This window comes from Streptomyces sp. NPDC087859 (assembly GCF_044742595.1).
Lineage (GTDB): Bacteria > Actinomycetota > Actinomycetes > Streptomycetales > Streptomycetaceae > Streptomyces > Streptomyces canus_F.
In genome coordinates this window covers 493,535-515,016 of the sequence record NZ_JBIUUU010000006.1, presented here as the reverse complement: position 1 = coordinate 515,016, position 21,482 = coordinate 493,535, and the positions used below count along the sequence as shown (strand labels likewise).

20 protein-coding genes and 1 riboswitch are annotated in these 21,482 nt (G+C 69.7%); of the genes, 16 read left to right on the top strand and 4 right to left on the bottom strand.

Annotated features, from left to right (window positions below; genetic code table 11):
• The 3 genes from ACIOHP_RS17700 to ACIOHP_RS17690 all read left to right on the top strand — a co-directional run.
• On the top strand, positions 1 to 1,329 hold a 1,329-nt coding region (locus ACIOHP_RS17700; RefSeq protein WP_401888377.1), incomplete at its 5' end, for a cbb3-type cytochrome c oxidase subunit I.
• Positions 1,326 to 1,724: a cytochrome c oxidase subunit 4 gene (locus tag ACIOHP_RS17695; RefSeq protein ID WP_361545400.1), complete on the top strand. Its 399-nt coding sequence runs from the start codon at positions 1,326 to 1,328 to the stop codon at positions 1,722 to 1,724. The genes ACIOHP_RS17700 and ACIOHP_RS17695, both read left to right, overlap by 4 nt.
• A 131-nt stretch (positions 1,725 to 1,855) precedes the next feature.
• A complete protein-coding gene (locus ACIOHP_RS17690) occupies positions 1,856 to 3,118 on the top strand; it encodes an Ig-like domain-containing protein (protein WP_401888374.1) in 1,263 nt (420 codons plus the stop codon).
• 9 nt (positions 3,119 to 3,127) lie between these two features.
• Here ACIOHP_RS17690 and ACIOHP_RS17685 read toward each other — a convergent pair whose 3' ends face one another.
• Positions 3,128 to 3,529: a hypothetical protein gene (locus ACIOHP_RS17685; protein ID WP_361488633.1), complete on the bottom strand. Its 402-nt coding sequence runs from the start codon at positions 3,527 to 3,529 to the stop codon at positions 3,128 to 3,130.
• A 189-nt stretch (positions 3,530 to 3,718) separates the two neighbouring features.
• Between ACIOHP_RS17685 and ACIOHP_RS17680 the strand changes: the two genes are divergently transcribed.
• The 7 genes from ACIOHP_RS17680 (at position 3,719) to ACIOHP_RS17650 (ending at position 13,064) form a co-directional block, all read left to right on the top strand.
• Positions 3,719 to 4,339 carry a heme-copper oxidase subunit III gene (locus ACIOHP_RS17680; protein WP_171141838.1) on the top strand — a complete coding sequence of 207 codons (621 nt, stop codon included), beginning with the start codon at positions 3,719 to 3,721 and terminating at the stop codon, positions 4,337 to 4,339.
• A gap of 63 nt (positions 4,340 to 4,402) precedes the next feature.
• The gene (locus tag ACIOHP_RS17675; RefSeq protein WP_307031929.1) at positions 4,403 to 5,212 is read left to right on the top strand and encodes a c-type cytochrome; all 810 of its coding nucleotides are present in this window, start codon (positions 4,403 to 4,405) and stop codon (positions 5,210 to 5,212) included.
• Positions 5,209 to 6,270: a Rieske 2Fe-2S domain-containing protein gene (locus ACIOHP_RS17670; protein ID WP_361545392.1), complete on the top strand. Its 1,062-nt coding sequence runs from the start codon at positions 5,209 to 5,211 to the stop codon at positions 6,268 to 6,270. Before ACIOHP_RS17675 ends, ACIOHP_RS17670 begins: the two co-directional genes overlap by 4 nt.
• The gene (locus ACIOHP_RS17665; RefSeq protein ID WP_361545389.1) at positions 6,267 to 7,907 is read left to right on the top strand and encodes a cytochrome bc complex cytochrome b subunit; all 1,641 of its coding nucleotides are present in this window, start codon (positions 6,267 to 6,269) and stop codon (positions 7,905 to 7,907) included. The genes ACIOHP_RS17670 and ACIOHP_RS17665 overlap by 4 nt, the downstream gene beginning before the upstream one ends.
• Before the next feature lie 120 nt (positions 7,908 to 8,027).
• Positions 8,028 to 9,092, top strand: a complete 1,065-nt coding sequence (gene trpD / locus ACIOHP_RS17660) for an anthranilate phosphoribosyltransferase (RefSeq protein ID WP_401888369.1) — start codon at positions 8,028 to 8,030, stop codon at positions 9,090 to 9,092.
• Positions 9,093 to 9,166: 74 nt separating this feature from the next.
• A riboswitch (SAM riboswitch) is annotated at positions 9,167 to 9,283 on the top strand.
• Between the two features lie 145 nt (positions 9,284 to 9,428).
• Complete coding sequence (locus tag ACIOHP_RS17655) at positions 9,429 to 10,790, top strand: aminotransferase class V-fold PLP-dependent enzyme (protein ID WP_401888366.1); 1,362 nt, start codon at positions 9,429 to 9,431, stop codon at positions 10,788 to 10,790.
• Between the two features lie 63 nt (positions 10,791 to 10,853).
• Entirely contained in the window at positions 10,854 to 13,064 is a 2,211-nt protein-coding gene (locus tag ACIOHP_RS17650; RefSeq protein WP_401888364.1) for a PQQ-binding-like beta-propeller repeat protein, read from the top strand.
• On the opposite strand, the gene ACIOHP_RS17645 is transcribed toward ACIOHP_RS17650, so the two are convergent.
• Positions 13,061 to 13,342: an Lrp/AsnC family transcriptional regulator gene (locus ACIOHP_RS17645; RefSeq protein WP_046261229.1), complete on the bottom strand. Its 282-nt coding sequence runs from the start codon at positions 13,340 to 13,342 to the stop codon at positions 13,061 to 13,063. The genes ACIOHP_RS17650 and ACIOHP_RS17645 overlap by 4 nt on opposite strands.
• Complete coding sequence (locus tag ACIOHP_RS17640; protein WP_401888361.1) at positions 13,339 to 14,079, bottom strand: rhomboid family intramembrane serine protease; 741 nt, start codon at positions 14,077 to 14,079, stop codon at positions 13,339 to 13,341. The genes ACIOHP_RS17645 and ACIOHP_RS17640 overlap by 4 nt, the downstream gene beginning before the upstream one ends.
• 163 nt (positions 14,080 to 14,242) lie before the next feature.
• Between ACIOHP_RS17640 and ACIOHP_RS17635 the strand changes: the two genes are divergently transcribed.
• From ACIOHP_RS17635 to ACIOHP_RS17615, 5 genes are all read left to right on the top strand, one after another.
• Complete coding sequence (locus tag ACIOHP_RS17635) at positions 14,243 to 14,482, top strand: hypothetical protein (protein ID WP_037719539.1); 240 nt, start codon at positions 14,243 to 14,245, stop codon at positions 14,480 to 14,482.
• Between the two features lie 37 nt (positions 14,483 to 14,519).
• Positions 14,520 to 15,863, top strand: coding sequence for an NYN domain-containing protein (locus ACIOHP_RS17630; protein ID WP_361545371.1), 1,344 nt, complete (start codon positions 14,520 to 14,522; stop codon positions 15,861 to 15,863).
• Positions 15,864 to 16,072: 209 nt separating this feature from the next.
• Positions 16,073 to 17,110, top strand: coding sequence for an NlpC/P60 family protein (locus ACIOHP_RS17625; RefSeq protein WP_401888404.1), 1,038 nt, complete (start codon positions 16,073 to 16,075; stop codon positions 17,108 to 17,110).
• Between the two features lie 204 nt (positions 17,111 to 17,314).
• On the top strand, positions 17,315 to 18,328 hold the full coding sequence (locus tag ACIOHP_RS17620; protein WP_401888357.1) for an NlpC/P60 family protein: 1,014 nt from the start codon (positions 17,315 to 17,317) through the stop codon (positions 18,326 to 18,328).
• Positions 18,329 to 18,360: 32 nt separating this feature from the next.
• Positions 18,361 to 19,551, top strand: a complete 1,191-nt coding sequence (locus ACIOHP_RS17615) for a hypothetical protein (RefSeq protein ID WP_401888354.1) — start codon at positions 18,361 to 18,363, stop codon at positions 19,549 to 19,551.
• On the opposite strand, the gene ACIOHP_RS17610 is transcribed toward ACIOHP_RS17615, so the two are convergent.
• Complete coding sequence (locus tag ACIOHP_RS17610; RefSeq protein ID WP_361545363.1) at positions 19,527 to 20,069, bottom strand: PadR family transcriptional regulator; 543 nt, start codon at positions 20,067 to 20,069, stop codon at positions 19,527 to 19,529. The two genes, ACIOHP_RS17615 and ACIOHP_RS17610, sit on opposite strands and share 25 nt — an antisense overlap.
• A 90-nt stretch (positions 20,070 to 20,159) precedes the next feature.
• Here ACIOHP_RS17610 and ACIOHP_RS17605 point away from each other — a divergent pair, with 90 nt between their 5' ends.
• Positions 20,160 to 21,455, top strand: coding sequence for an MATE family efflux transporter (locus ACIOHP_RS17605; protein ID WP_401888351.1), 1,296 nt, complete (start codon positions 20,160 to 20,162; stop codon positions 21,453 to 21,455).
• Positions 21,456 to 21,482 lie beyond the last annotated feature (27 nt).

Sequence of the window (21,482 nt, the reverse complement as noted above, 5' to 3'; positions counted from 1 at the left end):
TCGCTCATCGCGGTCGGTGGCTTCCTCACCCCGCAGGGCGCGGCCGACTTCGGCTGGTTCGCCTACAGCCCGCTGTCCGACGCGGTCCGCAGCCCCGGCATCGGCGCCGACCTGTGGATCATGGGCCTGGCCTTCTCCGGCTTCGGCACCATCCTCGGCTCGGTCAACTTCATCACCACGATCATCTGCATGCGCGCACCCGGCATGACCATGTTCCGCATGCCGATCTTCGTGTGGAACGTGCTGCTGACCGCGGTGCTGGTGCTGCTGGCCTTCCCGGTCCTGGCGGCCGCGCTGTTCGCCCTGGAGGCGGACCGCAAGTTCGGTGCGCATGTCTTCGACTCCGCCAACGGCGGGGCCTTGCTATGGCAACACCTCTTCTGGTTCTTCGGCCATCCAGAGGTGTACATCATCGCCCTACCGTTCTTCGGCATCATCTCCGAAGTGATCCCGGTCTTCTCCCGTAAGCCGATGTTCGGCTACATGGGCCTGGTGGCCGCGACCATCTCGATCGCCGGCCTGTCCGTGACCGTGTGGGCACACCACATGTACGTCACCGGCGGCGTGCTCCTGCCGTTCTTCTCCTTCATGACGTTCCTCATCGCCGTGCCAACAGGCGTGAAGTTCTTCAACTGGATCGGAACGATGTGGAAGGGCTCACTGTCCTTCGAGACACCGATGCTCTGGGCCACCGGCTTCCTGATCACCTTCACCTTCGGTGGTCTGACCGGTGTCATCCTGGCCTCGCCGCCGATGGACTTCCACGTCTCGGACTCGTACTTCGTGGTGGCGCACTTCCACTACGTGGTGTTCGGCACCGTCGTCTTCGCGATGTTCTCCGGCTTCCACTTCTGGTGGCCGAAGATGACCGGCAAGATGCTCGACGAGCGCCTCGGCAAGATCACCTTCTGGACGCTGTTCATCGGCTTCCACGGCACCTTCCTGGTCCAGCACTGGCTGGGTGCCGAGGGCATGCCCCGTCGTTACGCCGACTACCTCGCGGCCGACGGCTTCACCGCCCTGAACACGATCTCGACGATCAGCTCGTTCGTCCTCGGCGCGTCGATCCTGCCCTTCTTCTACAACGTGTGGAAGACGGCCAAGTACGGCAAGAAGGTCGAGGTCGACGACCCGTGGGGCTACGGCCGCTCGCTCGAGTGGGCGACGTCCTGCCCGCCCCCGCGGCACAACTTCCTCACCCTGCCGCGGATCCGCAGTGAATCCCCGGCGTTCGACCTGCATCACCCGGAGATCGCGGCTCTCGACCAGCTCGAGAACGCGCCTCACGGTGAGAAGGCCCTGGCTGGTGGCAAGGAGGCCGGCAAGTGAAGGTCCAAGGCTGGATGTTCATGTGGCTGAGCGTCTTCGTGCTCGCCATGGCGGTCGTCTACGGCGTGTGGTCGAAGGAGCCTGCCGGTACCACGGCGCTCTTCCTGGCCTTCGGCCTGTGCATCATGATCGGCTTCTACCTGGGCTTCACGGCCAAGCGGGTCGACGTCGGTGCGCAGGACAACAAGGAGGCGGACGTCGCGGACGACGCCGGCGAGGTCGGGTTCTTCAGCCCGCACAGCTGGCAGCCGCTGTCGCTCGCCATCGGTGGCGCGCTGGCGTTCCTGTCGATCGCGATCGGCTGGTGGCTGATGTACTTCTCGGCGCCGCTGATCCTGGTCGGCCTGTGGGGCTGGGTCTTCGAGTACTACCGCGGTGAGAACCGCACCCAGTAGCACGAGCTGAGCTCAAAGAAGCCCGGACACTCCGTACGGAGTGTCCGGGCTTCCCGCTTTTGCAGCAGTGCTGTTCCCTCGTACGAGTCACCCACCGCGCCGCGGCGGACGAAGCTTCCTAGCGTGAAGTCATGAGCCAGACTCCGCGTACACGCACCGTGATCTCCTGCACGCTGCTGGTGGTCGCCCTGACCGCCGGCGCCACCGCCTGTAGCAGCGACGGCAGCCCGCTGTCGGCGGCGCCGTACGACGCGGCGGACCAGATCTCCTTCAACGGCCCCTCGGGCGACGGCAAGAAGGCCGACCCGGACAAGCCCCTGGAAGTCACCGCCGAGGACGACGACGGACGCATCACGGACGTCACGGCCCTGGACGCGACAGGACGCTATGTGGCGGGCGAACTCTCCGCCGACGGCACCCGCTGGCACAGCACCAGCCCGCTGGCGGCCAGCGCCCACTACACGGTGCGGGTGAGCACCGAGGACGAGGACGGGGCGCCCGGCCGCAAGGTCCTCGCCTTCGACACCGGCAAGCCCCTCACCAAGAAGCGCCTGAAGGTCACCTTCGGCCCCAAGGCGGGCACGTACGGCGTCGGCCAGCCCATCACCGCCGAACTCAGCAAGCCCGTCAAGGACAAGGCGCAGCGGGCCATCGTGGAGCGCGCGCTCAAGGTCGACTCGATGCCCGCCGTGGAAGGCGCTTGGCACTGGGTGGACGACAAGGAACTCCACTACCGCCCCAAGGAGTACTGGCCCAGCAAGGCCACCATCCAGGTTCGAAGCAATCTGGACGGAATCAAGATCAGCGACCGGCTGTGGGGCGGCAAGGTCAAGCCCCTCAAGCTGACCACGGGCGACCGGGTCATCGCCGTCACGGACGCGTCCTCGCACTCCATGACGGTCTACAAGAACGGCAAGGCGATCAACGACATCCCGGTGACCACCGGAAAGCCCGGCTTCGAGACCCGCAACGGCGTCAAGGTCGTACTCGGCAAGGAGTACTTCGTACGGATGCGCGGCACCAGCATCGGTATCTCCGAGGGCTCCTCGGAGTCGTACGACCTGCCCGTCTACTACGCCACCCGCGTCACCTGGAGCGGCGAGTACGTGCACGCCGCCCCCTGGTCGGTGGGGTCACAGGGGTACGCCAACGTCAGCCACGGCTGCACGGGCATGAGCACCGGCAACGCCGAGTGGTTCTTCGACAACGTCCGTGAGGGTGACGTCGTCAAGGTCGTGAACTCCTACGGCGACACCATGGAAGCCTTCGGCAACGGCTTCGGGGACTGGAACCTCGGCTGGAAGAAGTGGCGCAACGGCAGCGCCCTGGTGGGCGGAAGCCCCGACGGCCCCCGCCCGGAGGAGAAGGCGAGACTGCGTCCCGAATCGATCTGAGCGGCCGTATCAGGCGCTCAGGGCCTTCTTCTGGCGCAGCAGGGACGCCAGCGCCGACGCGAACTCCACCGGGTCCACGGGATGCGTCACCGCGGCCTCGGCACGGCTCCAGGTGGCCAGCCAGGCGTCCTGGGGCCGCCCGATGAGCAGCAGCACCGGCGGGCAGTTGAAGATCTCGTCCTTGGCCTGCCGGCACAGCCCCATACCGCCCATGGGCACGGCCTCGCCGTCCAGGACACAGACGTCGATACCGCCCCGGTCCAGTTCCTTGAGGACGGCGGCAGGCGTCGCGCACTCCACGAACTCGACCTGGGGGACGTCGGGAGCGGGCCTGCGTCCGGTGGCGAGCCGCACCTGCTCGCGGGTGTTGGAGTCGTCGCTGTAGACCAGCACCGTGGCGGTCGCCTGCATGGATCCTCCGTGACATCAGTGTCGTACGGCCATGAACGGGCAGAGCCCGATGCGGCGGATGCTACTCCCTTGAACACCCGGTCAACACCCGCTTGAACACCCCCGCGATGGGCCATACGGGCAGTACACACGCTGCGGACACCCCGAACGGCACCCCCGGGAGTGAGGGCGGGATAAGGGACCGACATAATGTCGGTCGTGGCGACAGCAACGACAGTAGAAACCGGGCACGCGCACCCGTCGGTCAACCGGCCGAACCTCACCAGCGTCGGAACCATCATCTGGCTGAGTTCCGAGCTGATGTTCTTCGCGGCCCTCTTCGCGATGTACTTCACCCTCCGATCGGTGACCGGTCCCGAGTTCTGGAAGGAGAAGGCAGACTTCCTGAACCTCCCGTTCTCGGCGACGAACACCACGATCCTGGTGCTCTCCTCCCTCACCTGCCAGCTCGGCGTGTTCGCCGCCGAGCGCGGTGATGTGAAGAAGCTCCGGATGTGGTTCATCGTCACGTTCGTGATGGGTGCGATCTTCATCGGCGGTCAGGTCTACGAGTACACCGAGCTGGTGAAGCACGAGGGCCTCTCGCTCTCCTCGGACCCGTACGGCTCGGTCTTCTACCTGACCACCGGTTTCCACGGTCTGCACGTGACGGGTGGCCTCATCGCCTTCCTGTTCGTCCTCGGCCGCACCTACGCGGCCAAGAGGTTCACGCACGAGCAGGCGACCGCAGCCATCGTCGTGTCCTACTACTGGCACTTCGTCGATGTCGTCTGGATCGGCCTCTTTGCCACGATCTACCTGATCAAGTAGCCGGGCCCGCTCCCGCACATTCCAGAAGCATCGACGCAGAAGATCCTGACACCGGGGTAATCCGTGAAAAAGCTCTCCGCACGACGACGCCATCCGCTGGCGGCGGTCGTCGTCCTACTCCTCGCGCTGGCGGCCACCGGGGGGCTGTACGCCGCGTTCGCGCCGGCGGACAAGGCGCAGGCCGATGAGACCGCCCAGTCCCTCACCATCGAGGAGGGCAAGAAGCTGTACGCCGTGGGCTGCGCAAGCTGCCACGGCACCGGTGGGCAGGGCACCACCGACGGCCCGAGCCTCGTGGGTGTGGGCGCCGCGGCCGTCGACTTCCAGGTCGGCACCGGCCGTATGCCGGCCCAGCAGCCCGGCGCGCAGGTCCCGAAGAAGAAGGTCATCTACACGCAGGCCGAGATCGACCAGCTCGCCGCGTACGTCTCCTCGCTGGGTGCCGGTCCGGCCATCCCGACGAAGAACGAGTACAGCCCGGACGGAGCGGACATCGCCAAGGGTGGCGAGCTGTTCCGCACCAACTGCGCGCAGTGCCACAACTTCACCGGCAAGGGTGGCGCGCTGACGCACGGCAAGTTCGCGCCGAGCCTCGAGGGCGTCGACCCGAAGCACATCTACGAGGCCATGCAGACCGGCCCGCAGAACATGCCGTCGTTCCCCGACACCACCCTGTCGGAGCAGAACAAGCAGGACATCATCGCGTACCTCGACGCGGTCAACGGGGAGGACACCGAGAGCCCCGGCGGCCTCGAACTGGGCGGACTCGGTCCGGTCAGCGAGGGTCTGTTCGCGTGGGTGTTCGGACTCGGTGCGCTCATCGCGGTTGCCGTCTGGCTCGCCGCCCGGACCGCAAAGGCCAAGAAGTCATGAGTAGCCAAGACATTCCGGAAGAGAACGAGAACCTGCCCGCAGAGCGGGACGCACACGGTGCGGTAAGCGTCGCGGACGACAAGAACCCGTTCGCCGACCCCGGCCTGCCGCCCCACGAGCACCGCGTCCAGGACATCGACGAGGTGGCCGCCCGGCGCTCCGAGCGTGTGGTCGCCTTCCTGTTCACACTGTCGATGCTGGCCACGGTCGCCTTCATCGCCTCGTACGTGGCGGTGCCGCACGACAAGGCGATCTACGTCTTCCCGATCGGTCACATCAACGCGCTGAACTTCGCGCTCGGTCTGACCCTCGGTGTGGCGCTCTTCTCGATCGGCGCGGGCGCGGTCCACTGGGCCCGCACGCTGATGTCCGACGAGGAGATGGTCGACGAGCGGCACCCGATCTCGGCCGCTCCCGAGGTCCGCGAGAAGGTCTTCGACGACTGGAAGGCGGGCACCAAGGAGTCCGCGATCGGCCGTCGCAAGCTGATCCGCAACACGATGCTCGGTGCGCTCACCCTGGTGCCGCTGGCCGGAGTCGTGCTGCTGCGCGACCTCGGCCCGCTGCCCGGGACCAAGCTCCGCCACACCATGTGGAAGAAGGGGCTGCTGCTCGTCAATATGAACACCAACGAGCCGCTGCGCCCCTCGGACATCGCCGTAGGTTCGCTCACCTTCGCCAAGCCCGACGGCCTGGAGGAGGACGACCACGAATTCCAGACGGAGATCGCCAAGGCGGCCCTGATGATCGTCCGGCTCCAGCCGGACGACATCAAGGACAAGCGCGAGCTCGAGTGGTCGCACGAGGGCATCGTCGCGTACTCGAAGATCTGCACCCACGTCGGTTGCCCGATCTCCCTGTACGAGCAGCAGACGCACCATGTGCTCTGCCCCTGCCACCAGTCCACCTTCGACCTCTCCGACGGCGCCCGAGTGATCTTCGGCCCCGCCGGTCACGCCCTGCCGCAGCTGCGCATCGCCGTGAACGACGAGGGCTACCTCGAAGCGCAGGGCGACTTCGAAGAGCCTGTCGGTCCTGCCTTCTGGGAGCGCGGATGAGCACCAACGAGAACACCGAGTCCGCCCGCGACCGCGGGAAGGCGCCGGCCGGCGAGAAGCTCGCCGACTGGGCCGACGGCCGGCTGGGGATCTACTCCCTGGCCAAGGCCAACATGCGCAAGATCTTCCCCGACCACTGGTCGTTCATGCTGGGCGAGATCTGCATGTACAGCTTCATCATCATCATCCTCACGGGTGTGTATCTGACGCTGTTCTTCCACCCGTCGATGAACGAGGTGGAGTACCACGGCAGCTACGTCCCGCTGCAGGGACAGCTGATGTCCGAGGCATTCAACTCGACCATGCACATCTCCTTCGATGTGCGCGGTGGTCTGCTGATCCGGCAGATCCACCACTGGGCGGCGCTGATCTTCCTCGCCGGCATGTTCGTGCACATGATGCGCGTGTTCTTCACGGGCGCGTTCCGCAAGCCGCGTGAGGTCAACTGGCTGTTCGGCTTCCTGCTGTTCGTCCTGGGCATGTTCACCGGCTTCACCGGCTACTCGCTCCCGGACGACCTGCTCTCCGGCACCGGTGTCCGCTTCATGGAGGGCGCGGTCCTGTCCGTGCCGATCGTCGGCACGTACCTGTCGTTCTTCCTCTTCGGCGGCGAGTTCCCGGGCGGCGACTTCGTGGCCCGCTTCTACTCGGTCCACATCCTGCTGCTGCCGGGCATCATGCTCGGCCTGATGGTGGCGCACCTGATCCTGGTGTTCGTCCACAAGCACACGCAGTACGCGGGCCCCGGCAAGACCAACAAGAACGTGGTCGGCATGCCGCTGTTCCCGGTCTACACGGCCAAGGCCGGAGGCTTCTTCTTCCTGGTCTTCGGTGTCATCGCGGTCATCTCGGCCATCGCCTCGATCAACCCGATCTGGTCCATGGGTCCCTACCGGCCGGACCAGGTGTCCACGGGCGCCCAGCCCGACTGGTACATGGGCTTCTCCGAGGGCCTGATCCGTGTCATGCCGGGCTGGGAGATCAACTTCTGGGGTCACACGCTCGTCCTGGGTGTGTTCATCCCGCTGGTGATCTTCCCGTTGGTCCTGGTCGCGATCGCGGTCTACCCGTTCATCGAGGCCTGGGTCACCGGTGACAAGCGCGAGCACCACATCCTGGACCGCCCGCGCAACGCTCCGACGCGTACGGCCTTCGGTGTCGCCTGGCTCACGGTGTACTTCGTGCTGCTGATCGGTGGCGGCAACGACCTGTGGGCCACGCACTTCCACCTGTCGATCAACTCGATCACCTGGTTCGTCCGGATCGCGTTCTTCGTCGCCCCGGTGCTCGCGTTCATCGCGACCAAGCGGATCTGCCTCGGCCTCCAGCGCCGCGACAGGGACAAGGTGCTGCACGGCCGCGAGTCGGGCATCATCAAGCGCCTGCCGCACGGTGAGTTCATCGAGGTGCACGAGCCGCTCAGCCAGGACGCGCTGCACACGCTCACCGCGCACGAGCAGTACGTGCCGGCCGAGATCGGCCCGACGGTCGACGACAACGGCGTCGAGCGCAAGGTGAAGGGCTCCGAGAAGCTGCGGGTCAAGCTGAGCAAGGCGTACTTCGGCGAGGAGTCCCAGATCCCCAAGCCGACCGTCGAGGAGTACAAGGAGATCACGAGCGGCCACGGCCACCACTGATCGCTGCGCTCGCCACGCGCACCGAAGGGCCCCGTCCGAACACCGGACGGGGCCCTTCGGCGTGCCCTGCGGCTGGATAGGGTGGGGCCACACTCTTCTACGACATCCTGGAGCGGCCTTATGAGCGCTGTGACCCCCGCTGGAGGCGACATCGCGGCGGGCCGTTCCTGGCCCGAGGTACTGAGCGCCCTGCTCGCCGGGCAGGACCTGAGCTCCGGTGACACGGCGTGGGCCATGGACCGCTTCATGAGCGGGGAGGCCTCGGACGCCCAGATCGCTGGCTTCATGGTGGCGCTGCGGGCCAAGGGGGAGACGGTCGAGGAGATCACCGGTCTCGTCGAGGCGATGTACGCGCACGCGCAGCCGCTGGACATCCCCGGGCCCGCCGTCGACATCGTCGGCACCGGCGGCGACCGGGCGAAGACGGTCAACATCTCGACGATGTCCGCCATCGTGATCGCGGGCACCGGGGCGAAGGTCGTCAAGCACGGCAACCGGGCCTCGTCCTCGGCGAGCGGTTCCTCCGACGTCCTGGAGAAGCTCGGCATCAACCTGGACCTGTCGCCCGCGCGGGTGGCCCAGGTGGTGGAGGAGGCCGGCATCACCTTCTGTTTCGCGGCCAGGTTCCACCCGTCGATGCGGTTCGTCGGCGGGGTCCGCCGGGACCTCGGGATCCCGACCTCGTTCAACCTGCTCGGCCCGCTGACCAACCCCGCGAGGGTCACCGCCTCGGCGGTCGGCTGCTTCGACACCCGGATGGCGGGGCTCATGGCCGGAGTGCTCGCCGAGCGCGGCTCCTCCGCGCTGGTCTTCCGCGGTGACGACGGTCTCGACGAGCTGACGACCACGGCCACTTCACGGGTGTGGGTCGTCCGCGACGGCAAGGTGCGCGAGGAGGCCTTCGACCCGCGGGACGTCGGTCTCGAACTGGTGCCGGTGGAGGCGCTGCGGGGCGCGGACGCCTCGTTCAACGCCGAGGTCGCCCGGCGTCTGCTGGACGGCGAGACCGGAGCGGTGCGGGACGCGGTCCTGCTCAACTCGGCCGCGGCGCTGGTGGCGTTCGCACCGACGGAGGCACCGCTCGTGGACCAGATCCGGGTCGGCATGGCGAAGGCGGCCGAGTCGATCGACTCCGGCGCGGCCAAGCGGACCCTGGAGCGCTGGGCGGCGGCCAGCAACGCCTGACGCCACCGGCTGTCGTCCCGCGATCCGGACACGGGTTGCGGGACGACGATCACATCGCGTACGTTCTTTGACCAGGTCATGAGTGACAGTCATGAGGCCCCGGCCGACTGTCCGGCAACCCTCCGTCCGTGGCGGGGTGCCCCGGGTGAAGACCAGGCCGTAGGCAGCGAGGTCTACGGCAAGCGCGGGCCCCTCTCGAATCCAGGGGTCCTGGTCGTTCGAGGGAGTCTTCCGTGAGCAAGCGAATGCGATAGGGCTGCCGAGCCCCGCCTCCGCGCACCCTTTTCCTCATCTCCGCATGCCCTGCTTCGGCATGCTCTCTCACGGGAGTTCCCCATGTCTGTCTCCACCGCTGCCGCCGCCCAGACCATTTGTGCCCCGCTGCCCGTTCTGGGAAGCGATGTCACCGTCCCGCTCGTCACCGGCGGCGAGGTCACCTACGCGGCCCTCGACTACGCGGCCAGCGCCCCCGCGCTTCAGCGCGTGTGGGACGACGTGGCGGCCTACGCCCCCTACTACGGCAGTGTCCACCGCGGCGCCGGCTACCTCTCCCAGCTGTCGACGGACCTCTTCGAGAACGCCCGTAAGACGATCTGTGAGTTCCTGGACTGCCGCGCCGACGACCAGCTGATCTTCACCCGCTCGACCACGGACTCCCTGAACCTCCTCGCCGCCGCCCTCCCCGCCGACTGCCAGGTCTTCGTCTTCGAGACCGAGCACCACGCGAGCCTGCTGCCCTGGCAGGACGCCCGCGTCACCTACCTCGACGCCCCGCGCACCCCGGCCCAGGCCGTCGAGACCCTGGAGAAGGCCCTGGCGGCCCGCGACCCCTACGGCCCGGCCCTGGTCTGCGTGACCGGCGCCTCCAACGTCACCGGCGAGCTGTGGCCGGTGCGTGAGCTGGCCGCCGCCGCCCACGCGCACGGCGCCCGGATCGTCCTGGACGCCGCCCAGCTGGCCCCCCACCACCCGGTCTCCGTGCGGGACCTGGACGTCGACTGGATCGCCTTCTCCGGCCACAAGCTGTACGCGCCCTTCGGCTCCGGTGTCCTCGCGGGCCGCGCCGACTGGCTCCAGGCCGCCGACCCCTACCTCGCCGGCGGCGGCGCCAGCCGCAAGGTCACCCGCCGTACGGACGGCGGCGTGGACGTCGAGTGGCACGAGACCGCGGCCCGCCACGAGGCCGGGTCCCCGAACGTGATCGGCGCCTACTCCATCGCCTCGGCCTGCAAGGCGCTCACCGAGGCCGGCTTCGACACCCTGGTCGCCCGTGAGCGGCACCTGATCGAGAAGGTGAAGGCCGGCCTCGCCGAGGTCCCGGAGGTCCGGATCCTCTCCCTCTTCGGGGACGACGCCCCGCGCGTCGGCGTCATCTCCTTCGTCGTCGAGGGCTGGAACAGCTCCCACTTCGCCGCCGCCCTCTCCGCCGAGTACGGCATCGGTGTCCGCGACGGCCTCTTCTGCGCCCACCCCCTCGTCCGCACCCTCCTCGGCAGCGACCCCCAGACCCAGGGCGAGTGCGGAGCCCCGGAGGCCGCGCCCGGCGAGAAGTCCCTCAACGCGATCCGGGTGAGCTTCGGCGCGGGCACGCCGGACGAGCACGTCGAGCGCTTCGTGACCGCCGTCAAGGAACTCGTCCAGGACGGTGCGAAGTGGAAGTACCGCACGGAGGACGGCCGTTGCGTCCCGGCGGTCTGACCTGCTGACAGGCCTGCTATACCCTGCCTCCTCGACAGGTTCACGCCGACGGGGGAGCAGGAAGTGCAGGTGCTGCGCGCGACGGACCCACGCAGGATCGGCCCGTACGAGGTACGCGGCCGACTCGGCTCGGGCGGCATGGGCGAGGTCTATCTCGCCGAGTCACGGGCGGGACTGCGGCTGGCGGTGAAGGTCGTGCGGTCCGAGTACGCCCAGGACCGCACCTTCCGCGCCCGGTTCCGGCAGGAGGTGCGGGCCGCGCAGACGGTCGGCGGGACGGGGACGTACACCGCGCGTGTGGTCGACGCCGACCCCGAGGGCGAACACCCCTGGATGGCCACGGAGTTCGTGGAGGGCCCCAACCTCAGGGACGCGGTGCTGGACGGCGGGGCGCTGCCGGAGACGGCGGTACGGGTGCTGGCGGCGGCGCTGGGTGAGGCGCTGGGCGCCATCCACGCCAAGGGCATGGTCCACCGGGACCTCAAGCCCTCCAACATCCTGCTCGCCCCCGACGGCCCCCGGGTCATCGACTTCGGGATCGTCCGGGCGCTGGAGGCCACGGCGATGACCCGCACGGGCGCGATCGTCGGCTCGGTCGGCTATGTCTCGCCCGAGCAGATCCGCAACGGCGGCCAGGTCGGCCCGCCGAGCGACGTCTTCGCCCTGGGCGCGGTGCTGGCGTACGCGGCGAGCGGCCGCGAGCCCTTCGGCGAGGGCCAGGACTCGGTGATCCTGCTGCGCGTGCTGACCCGGGACTTCGATCTGAAGGGCGTCCCGGACGGGCTGCTGCCGCTGGTGGAGTCCTGTCTGCGGGACGAGCCGGGCGAGCGGCCGACGCCGGAGGCCGTCATCGGGGCCGTGGGGCATACGCCGGGAACGCTGCGGGAGAGCGTACGGTCCGGCTGGTTCCGGGACGTCCCGGCGGAGTCCGTGGCGGTCAAGGGTGACGAACGGTGGCTTCCGCAGGGGGAGTCGGGGGAGCGGGAGAGCCGGGTCGAGTACGTGGCGCCGGTGACGGCGACGGACATGCCGGTGCCGGGTGTGGTGGTGCCGGAGGTCCCGGTGACGGCCGTGGTCCCCGGTTCCGCGCCCGCGCCTTCGCGGCGCCGGCTGTTGCGGGCCGTGGCGGGCGGGGGCGTGGTCGCCGCCGTCGGGGGAGCGGGCGGCTGGTGGTGGTTCGGGAGGCCGGACGTCGACGCTGAGGGGAAGGTCGGGAGCGCGAGTGCGCCGGGGGCCGTCGCGCGAAAGGCGGCCGTGAGCTGGACGTACGAGGCCGGCGGCGCGCCGAGCCTGAGCGGCGGCCCCTGCGGGGTGCTCTCCGCCGACGGCCGGACGCTGTACGTCGCCGTGGCCGACGGGACCCTGCGGGCCGTGGGCAGCGACGGCAAGGAACGCTGGGGGGTGCCCCTCATCAAGGGGGAGGCCACCGTCACCAGGCCGGTTGTCACCGCCGACGGGATCTTCGTCGCCGTGGTCACCGACACCGTGAACGCGGACGGGGAGCCGGCCGAACCGGGCCGGCTCATCGCGGTGAGCGCCGAAGGCGAGCAGATGTGGACGAGGGCTCTGCCCAGCCCGTACTTCCGGCAGCCCGTGGCACTCGCAGGCGCCGTCGTCGTCGGTTCCGCGGTGCGCGCCTTCGACGGCGCGGGTGTCGTGCAGGCGTACGACAGCCGGGGCAAGGTGCGCTGGGACGCCTCGGTGGGCGGTGCGCCGACCGAGGAGCTCGTCGTGGCCGATGGCGTCCTCTACGTGCCCTGCTACGACAACCACCTCTACGGGATCACCGACGAAGGCGCCGCCAAGCCGTTCGACGCCCTGCTGGACGGTGATGCCGGCCGCCCCGCCGTGAGCGGCGACACCGTGGTCGTGAGCACCGGGAACCAGGCGAACGAACTGTTCGGGCTGGACCTGGCGGGCCGCCTGAAATGGAGGGAGCAGGGCATCGCCGGTTCCTACGTCCCGGCGAAGGCGGCCACCTTCGACTTCCTGGGGGTGACCGCCGCGGAGGCGACGCTCCGGGCGATCACGAAGGACGGCGAGGTGGCCTGGACGTACGGCGGAGGCGGGGCCTTCTCGGACCCGGTGCTGGTGGACACCACCGTCTACGTGCGCACGGACACCGAGATCCACGCCCTCGACGTACAGGGCAAGCGGCTCTGGAAGGCCGAGGTGGGTGCCGATCCGGGCGTCCTGCTGAGCCCCGTCGTCCGCGGCCGCCGTGTCTACGCCGGCACGGCCAAGGGCATCACCGCCCTCGACGTCACCGCCTAGCTGTCGAGCCCGATCGCGAACGCCGCCTCCAGGTCGTGCTGGGAGTACGTGCGGAAGGCGACGTGGGTGTCGGTGCCCTCGACGCCCGGGATCTTGCTGATGCTGCCGGGGATGACCTCGGCGAGGTCCTCGTGCTGCTTGACCCGGACCATGGCGATCAGGTCGTAGGTGCCGGTGACGGAGAAGACCTCGCTCACGGAGTCCAGGGCCGCGATCGACTCGGCGATCTCGGGGATCCGGTCCACGCTGGTCTTGATGAGGACGATCGCGGTGATCACTGCTGGTTCTCTCCCTCGGGGGCCGCTGCTGGGGCGGTCTTCACTCTAGTGGCACGGCCGAATCGCACCCAGGCGAAGGCGAAGCCCAGGCCGAAGCCCACGAGGTGCGCCAGATACGCCACTCCCGGGCCCTGCGACGCCTGTCCCGCCGCCAGCCACTGCAGGGTCGCCCAGAAGGGCAGCACGACCCAGGCGGGGAAGCGCAGCGGGAGGAAGAAGAGGAACGGGAGCAGGCTTGTCACCCGGGCCCCGGGGAACAGATAGAGAAACGCTCCGAGGACCGCGGAGATCGCCCCCGAGGCTCCGACCAGTGACTGCTCGGAGTCGGCGTTGGCGGCCGCGTAGCCCAGCAGCGCGAGATAGCCGCAGCCCAGGTAGAAGAGCGTGAACTGGACGCGGCCCATCCGTTCCTCGGTCAGCACGCCGAAGACGTAGAGGAAGAGCATGTTGCCGAGGAGGTGGACCCAGCTGCCGTGGACGAAGAGCGCTGTCGCCGGGGTGAGCACGGCTCTGGCGGAACCCTCGAACAGTTCTGCGGGGACTACGCCCCAGCGGTGGAAGTAGGCGCGCTGGACGGCCGTCAGCGCGTCGCCGGAGCCGTACGCCGGATTGAGGCCCGCTGCCGGGCCGACCACGAAGAGCGCGCAGCACAGGGCGATGAGGCCGTAGGTCATCGGTGCCGACCGCCACAGCGATCTGCTCGCCCGGCCGGCCACCACGCTCCAGTTGCTGATCATGAACACAGAGCATGACGTAACGGGACGCAAGCCGACAGACCGCCTCGCCGCCGTGGACGGACCAGCGGCGAGTCCCCGCCAGGCCGTAGGGTTACGGCCACACGCGCCGGGAGACCGGCGCGTCGCGGACAATGGAGACCTAGAAGGAATGAGCACAGTCACGATGACGGTTCCCCTGCCGACCGCCTCGACGCGGTGGCGCTGCACCCTCTGTGGCAACCTCACGCGCTTCGATGTGACCCGCTCGTCGAAGGTCGTCGAGTACGTCCACCTCGACCTCGCCGGTGAGCCGAAGGTCGAGGAGCGCGAGGTGGTCAGTGAGACCATCGAGTCGGTGCGCTGCCGCTGGTGCAATGCCGTGGATCAGGTGGAACTCGTGGACAGGCCGGGCGCCGGCTCCTGAGGGAGCGGGCCCTGCGGAACGGTTGGGGTGTTGACGGATGGTGGAGAGCGCAGGCGGGGGGCCGGGCGACGGCGCCGCTGAGGTGCTCGACCGTCCGCTGCCCGACGGCGTCCGCCGCCGGGTCGTGCAGATCGTGTCCGACGGTTTCGGCGGGCTGACCGTCGGCGAACTGCCCGCACAGCTCAGACAGTACGCGCGCTTCGCGCCCAACCGGCGGGCCAAATTCGCCGGCAACGCGATGGCCGCGGCACTGGAGACCGATCCGCTCTTCCGGCAGCGGATCGGGGAGAAGTTCAGAGAGTCCCAGCCGGAGCTGTCCGGCGCCCTCGACTCCGGCGCACCGCCCCCGGCCGCGGATCCGCTCGACGTGGCGGCCGCGGCCTATGTGCTGCGCCCCACCGGCTGGGTGAAGCTCGTGACGGCGGCCGGCGAGGAGGCCCAGCGGGCCGACGCCGAGCGCGCCGACGAGGAGAGCCGCGCCGAGCTGGAACGGCTGCGTGAGGAGCTCGCGCACGCGCGCGAGCACACCCGGACCGAGACCGAGCGGCTGCGCACCGAGCTGGAGTCGGCGAAGAAGGAAGCCGAATCGCTGCACCGGAAGCTGCGCGCCGCCCACAGCGACGTCAAGCGCGGCGAGGCCGCCCTGCGCAAGATCCAGGGCGAGATCGAGACCGTACGCGCCGAGGGGCAGAACCAGGTCTCCGCCGCCGAGGTCGAGGCCCGGCGGCTCAAGGCCCGCCTGAGCGAGGTCGAGGCCGCCCTCGAGGCCACCCGCAGGGCGGCCCGCGAGGGGCGCAGCGTCGAGGACATGCGGGTGCGGCTGCTTCTGGACACCGTGCTCGACGCGGCCCAAGGGCTGCGCCGGGAGCTGGCCCTGCCGCCGGTGTCCGTACGGCCGGCCGAGACCGTCGACGCGGTCGAACCGGGACGAATGACCCCGAAGGACATCGCGGCGCGGGCCCTGTCCGAGAACGACCCCGCGATCCTGGACCAGCTTCTCGCCCTGCCGCAGGCGCACTTGGTGGTCGACGGCTACAACGTCACCAAGACCGGCTATCCCCAGATGCCCTTGGAGAAGCAGCGGCTCAGGCTCCTCGGTCAGCTCTCGCAGCTCGCCGCCCAAACCGGGGCAGAAGTGACGTGTGTCTTCGACGGGGCGGAGCTGGCCGCGCCGGTGCTGCTCGCGCCGCCGCGCGGAGTGCGGGTGCTGTTCTCCAAGCCCGGTGTCACCGCTGACGAGTTGATCCGCCAGCTGGTGCGCGCCGAGCCGCCGGGGCGGCCGGTCATCGTCGCCTCCACCGACCGCGAGGTCGCCGACGGGGTGGCCAAGGCGGGGGCCCGGCCTGTCGCTTCGGCGATGCTTTTGAAGCGGCTGTCCTGATCGTCAACTTCCAGGTTTAATGCCCGAATTAGCGCAATCGTCACGCAACGTAGCGTCAATCCGGCATCACTGCTCGTGAGTTGTGTGTAAAGAATGCAGCCTGTGACGGGTTTTTTCTCGTGAGGATTTGAACTGATCACAAGAAGGTCACTAGGGTCTGGGCTCGAACCTCCGAACGGGTGATCACTCACAAGAAGGAGCTCACCTCCGTGGCGTCCCACCGTCGACCCAAGCAGCCGAGCCGCACGCGCGTGACCGTGCTGACCACAGCTGCTGCCGCTGCAGTCGCTCTGAGCGCCAACGCCGCCAACGCGGCACCGAGCGAGAAGCCCAGCAAGGACGAGGTCAAGTCCAAGGTCGACAAGCTCTACGAGGAGGCCGAGCAGGCCACCGAGAAGTTCAACGGCGCCAAGGAGAAGCAGGAGAAGCTCCAGAAGGAGATCTCCACGATCCAGGACAACGTCGCCCGCGGCCAGGAGGAGCTCAACGACCTCCGGGACTCCATGGGTCTGGCCGCCGCCGCCCAGTACCGCACGGGCAGCATCGACTCCTCCCTCCAGCTCTTCCTGTCGTCCAACCCGGACGACTACCTGGACAAGGCGTCCACCGCCGACCAGCTCAGCGCCCAGCAGGTCGACGCGCTGAAGAAGATCCAGGAGAAGCAGCGCGAGCTCGCGCAGGAGCGCTCCGAGGCCTCCGAGAAGCTCAAGGACCTCTCGAGCACCCGCACCGAGCTGGCCAAGAAGAAGAAGGAAGTCCAGGGCAAGCTCGCCGAGGCGCAGAAGCTCCTCAACAGCCTGACCGCCGCCGAGAAGGCCGCCCTCGCCGCCGAGCAGGACCGCGCCAGCCGCTCCTCCGCCGAGCGGGTGGACCTCGGCAAGTCCACCCCCGCCTCCGGCCGGGCCGCCGCCGCCTTCTCGGCCGCGCAGTCCCAGCTCGGCAAGCCGTACGTCTACGGCGCCACCGGCACCGCCTCCTACGACTGCTCGGGCCTGACCTCCTGGGCCTACGCGCAGGCCGGCGTCGGCATACCGCGCACCTCGGAGGCGCAGGCCAACTACGGCACCCGGATCTCGCAGAGCCAGCTCCAGGTCGGCGACCTCGTCTTCTTCTTCAACGACCTGCACCACGTCGGTCTGTACGCGGGCAACGGGCAGATCATCCACGCGCCGCGCAGCGGCACGGTCGTCCGCTACGAGTCGATGAGCACGATCGGCGGCCCGTTCATGTTCGGCGTCCGCGTCTGACCCCGAGCGGTCCGAGATCAGGACACCGCACCGCCCGAACGGGCGAATCATGACAACCTGAACTGACCCCGCGCCCCGCCTATGACCTGCGTCAGAGGCGGGGCGTCGCGTTGTGCGCCCCTGACGGTCGTTGGTGAGGGCCCCTCCACGGGGCTACTGTCTGCCGCGTTTCCCTGTCCGCCAGCGGAAGGAGTGCGGCTTCCCGTGGGGTTCCATCGCCGCCTTGTACCGTCCGGGTTCGACCGGGGCGCGTCCGCCGCGCTCTGTGTCCTGTCAGCCACCGCCGCGGCCCTCGGAGCCGTACCGGCGTCGGCCGTGCCGCACGACGACACCCGTGCCGAGGTGGACCGTCTCTACGAGCAGGCCGAGCAGGCCACCGAGGCCTACAACAAGGCCGACGAACGGGCCGACACCCTCCGCAAGCAGGTCTCCACCGCCCAGGACCGGATCGCCCGGCAGCAGGAGCGCATCAACTCCATGCGGGAGGCGCTCGGTTCGCTGGCCGGCGCCCAGTACCGCGCCGGAGGTCTCGACCCCTCCCTCGCCCTGCTGTTCTCCGACGACCCGGACGACTACCTCGACAAGGCCGCCGCCCTCGACCGGATCAGCGCCCACCAGGCCGGTGAGCTCAAGGACCTCCAGGAGGCGATGCGCGAGCTCACCCAGGAGCGCACGGAGGCGGCCGGGCAGCTCTCCGAGCTGGAGAAGAGCCGCAAGGCGGTGGCGACCCACAAGCGGACCGTCGAGAAGAAGCTCGCCAAGGCCCGTGAGCTCCTCAACTCCCTGCCGTCCGCGGAGCGCGCCGCCTACGACCGGGCCTCTCGGTCGGGCCGTGCGGACATGCCCGACCTCGGCGGCGTGGTCCCGCCCAACGGCAGGGCCGGTGCCGCGGTCGCCGCCGCCCGCGGCGCGCTCGGCAAGCCGTACGTCTGGGGCTCCACCGGCCCCTCGGGCTTCGACTGCTCGGGCCTGATGGTGTGGTCGTACCGTCAGGCCGGTGTCTCCCTGCCGCGCACCTCGCAGGCCCAGCGGCATGCCGGCCGCCAGGTGCCGCTCTCCCAGGCCCAGCCCGGTGATCTGGTCACCTACCGGTCGGACGCCAGCCATGTCGGGATGTACGTGGGCAACGGCCAGGTCATCCACGCCCCCTACCCCGGCGCACCCGTGCGCTACGACCCGGTGGGCATGATGCCGGGGGCGACGGTCACCAGGGTCTGACCAACGCCTCGGTGCCGCCGTACGATCGGCGAATGGCTGGTCGAAGGCGGGCGTCGAAGCACGGTGTCGTGGCGCTGTGCCTGCTGCTGGTCTCCTTGGTGGGATGCGGCGGCAGGCCCGTCTCCGACACCGCCAGGACCGATGTCCAGCGGCTCCTGGACCGGCGCTCGGCCGCCGTCCTGGACCGGGACCGGGCGGCCTTTCGCAGGACGGGCGACCTGGACTGGTTCGAGAACGCCCGTGGGGTGCCGTTCGCGGCCTGGTCGTACCGTCTGACCGCCCTGCACCGCGACGGGGCCACGGCCACCGCCGAGGCCGCGCTCGACTACCGGATACAGGGCTACGACAACGCACCGGTCAGCGTCGGCCGCACCCTCACGCTGAGCCTGGACGCCGGCGGCCAGTGGTACGTGGACACGGAGAGGCCCGCCGAGAAGTCCGCCGAGCAGCTCTGGGACCAGGGCGAGGTGGCCGTCGTGCGCGGCGAGCACAGCCTCGTCCTGGGCGCCGAGCAGTCGACCGAGGCGCTGCACTCCTACGCCGATCTGGCGGACCACGCCGTTCCGGCCGTCTCGGCGGCCTGGGGCACCGACTGGTCCCGGCATGTCGTCGTCCTCGTCCCGAGCTCCCTGGACGGCATGGCGGCGCTGCTCGGCTCACCCGCCTCCTCGTACCGCGGGATCGCGGCCGTCACCACGGGCGAGACGGGCGCCCCGGCGAGCGCGCCCGCGGACCGGATCATCGTCAACCCCGACGCGTACGGCGTCCTCGGCGATGTCGGCAAGCAGGTCGTGCTCACCCACGAGACCACCCATGTCGCCACCCGCGCCCACACCAGCGCCGCCACGCCCCTGTGGCTGTCCGAGGGGTACGCCGACTTCGTGGGCTACCTCGGCTCCGGCCGCTCGCCCGCGCAGGCCGCTCCCGAACTCTGGCGGGCCGTGACCGACGGGCGGGTGCCGGCGGCGCTGCCCGAGGACGGGGACTTCGGCTTCAGCGGCGAAGCGACCGAGCTCGCCCAGGCCTATGAGAGCGGCTGGATGGCGTGCCGGATGGTCGCGGAGCAGTGGGGCGAGCCGAAGCTGCGGGAGTTCTACGAGGCCGTGGGCGCCCACAAGGAGCGGGCCGGGGCGGTCGAGGACGCGCTGGAGCGGGTCCTGGACACCGACCTGGTCGACTTCACCGCGCGGTGGCGGGACTATCTGCGCGCTCGGCTGGGCTGACCGAGCTGCTCGATCGCCTCCGTCAGCCAGGCGCGCTCCGCCGTCCCGGTGGCTCGCGCGACCCGCAGCATCCCCGCCCGGAACAGGTCGTCCGTCTCCTCCGCGCGGACCGGCTCGCCACGGTCGTAGAAGAAGCTCGTGGGCGCGTTCAGGAAGTCCAGGCGGCGGCGCAGCACCTCGGCCTGTTCGCGGCGGTCCGGCAGGTGCCGTAGGAACGACAGGACCGTGTTGAAGCGGACCTGGTCGGTGATCTCGGCCTGCTTGGGGTGGCGCAGGCGCTCCAGCAGCTCCTCGCGGCCCTCGTCGGTGAGGGAGAGGATGCGGCGGGGGGCCGCGCTCGCGCCCGGCTCCTCGTGCTGGTCGAGCTTGCCGGCCTTGATGAGGCGTGTGATCGCCGGGTAGAGGGCGCCGTCGCTGACCGGGCGGACATGGCCGCTGAGCGCCTTGATGCGTTCCTTCAACTCGTAGCCGTGCAGGGGCTCTTCGGCCAGGAAGCCCAGGATCGACAGCTCCAGCACCGTGATTCCTCCTTGCGGGTGTCGTGACGCCATGCTACCTCTTATCGAGCTACCTCGAATCGAGGTAGCTCGATAAGAGGGGGTCCCCACGTGGACAGTCACCGCAAGCAGCTCATCGCCCTGGCCCACCCCGTCTACTTCTCGCTCCTCGCCCCCGTCGCCGCCGGGATCATCAACACCGTCTGGGTCTCCCGGCTCGGCGGCCCGGCCGTGGCCGCCGTCGCGGTGGCGACCAACACCGAGAACGTGCTGCTCGGCGTCGCCCTGGTCTTCGGCTCCGGTACGACCGTGCTGGTCGCGCACGCCCGCGGCGCGCGGGATCCGGGGGCCGTGCGGGCGGCCGTGCGCGGGGGCTGGGCGGTGTTCTGGCTGATCACCCCGCTGGTGGCGGCGGGCGGATTCCTGCTGCGCGAACCCCTCGCCCGGCTGGTCCTGGGCGGGGGCGCGGCACTGCCCCTGGCGGTCGGCTACTTCGCGGTCTCGATGCCGGGCATCGCCGTCTTCTTCGCCCAGCAGCTGGTCGACGGGATCCTCAAGGGCACGGGGGACACGAGGACCCCGATGCGGCTGGCGCTGCTCGCGAGCGGGCTGATCCTGGTCTGCGACCCGTTCCTCATCCACCTCTACGGCGTCCAGGGCGCCGCCGCCTCGACGGTGCTGTGCCGGGGCGTGGCGTTGGGGGCGGGGCTGGTGGCGTTGCGGCGGAACGCGCTGCTGCGCACCGCCGCCGGGCCCGGGGTGGCCTTCCGCAGGACACTTCGCACGGGGCTGCCCATGGCCGCCGACTTCACCGTGCGACAGAGCGGGGCGCTGGTGCTGGTCGCGATCGTGGCGCGGCTGGGGGTGACGGCGGTGGCCGGGTACTCGATCGCGTACAAGGTCATGTACGTGGCCACCATGGGCTTCTACGCGGTACGCCAGGCCGCCTCCATCCACACCGCGCATCTGGTGGGCGCGGGCCGGGACGCGCGGCGGGCGATCGGGCGGCAGGCCGTGCTGGTCTCAGGAGGGTTCGCGCTGGGGGCCGCCCTTCTGCTGGCCCTGACCGCCCCCTGGATCATGGCCGCCTTCGGCGCCGGACCCGGCGTCGCCCGGGACGGAGTGCTCTTCCTGCGCTGTGTCGGCCCCTATCTGCTGCTGATGGCCTGCTTCATCGCGCTCGGCGGGGTCTTCGAGGGCAGCGGAGGGGCGCCGGTGCTGCTGCGGGTGACGCTGCTCGGCACGGCGGTCCAACTGCCGCTGGCGTACGGGCTGTCCGGGCTGGGGCTGCCCGGGGTGTGCCTGGCGCTCGCGCTGTCCATGGCGCTGCAGTGCGCGGTGGTCGCCCTGCTCGCGGCCCGGCGTCAGGAGGTGACCGAGGTCTTGGTGGCGCGGGCCTCGGTCTGAGGGGCGGAGCCCCGCTCCGCAGCGGTC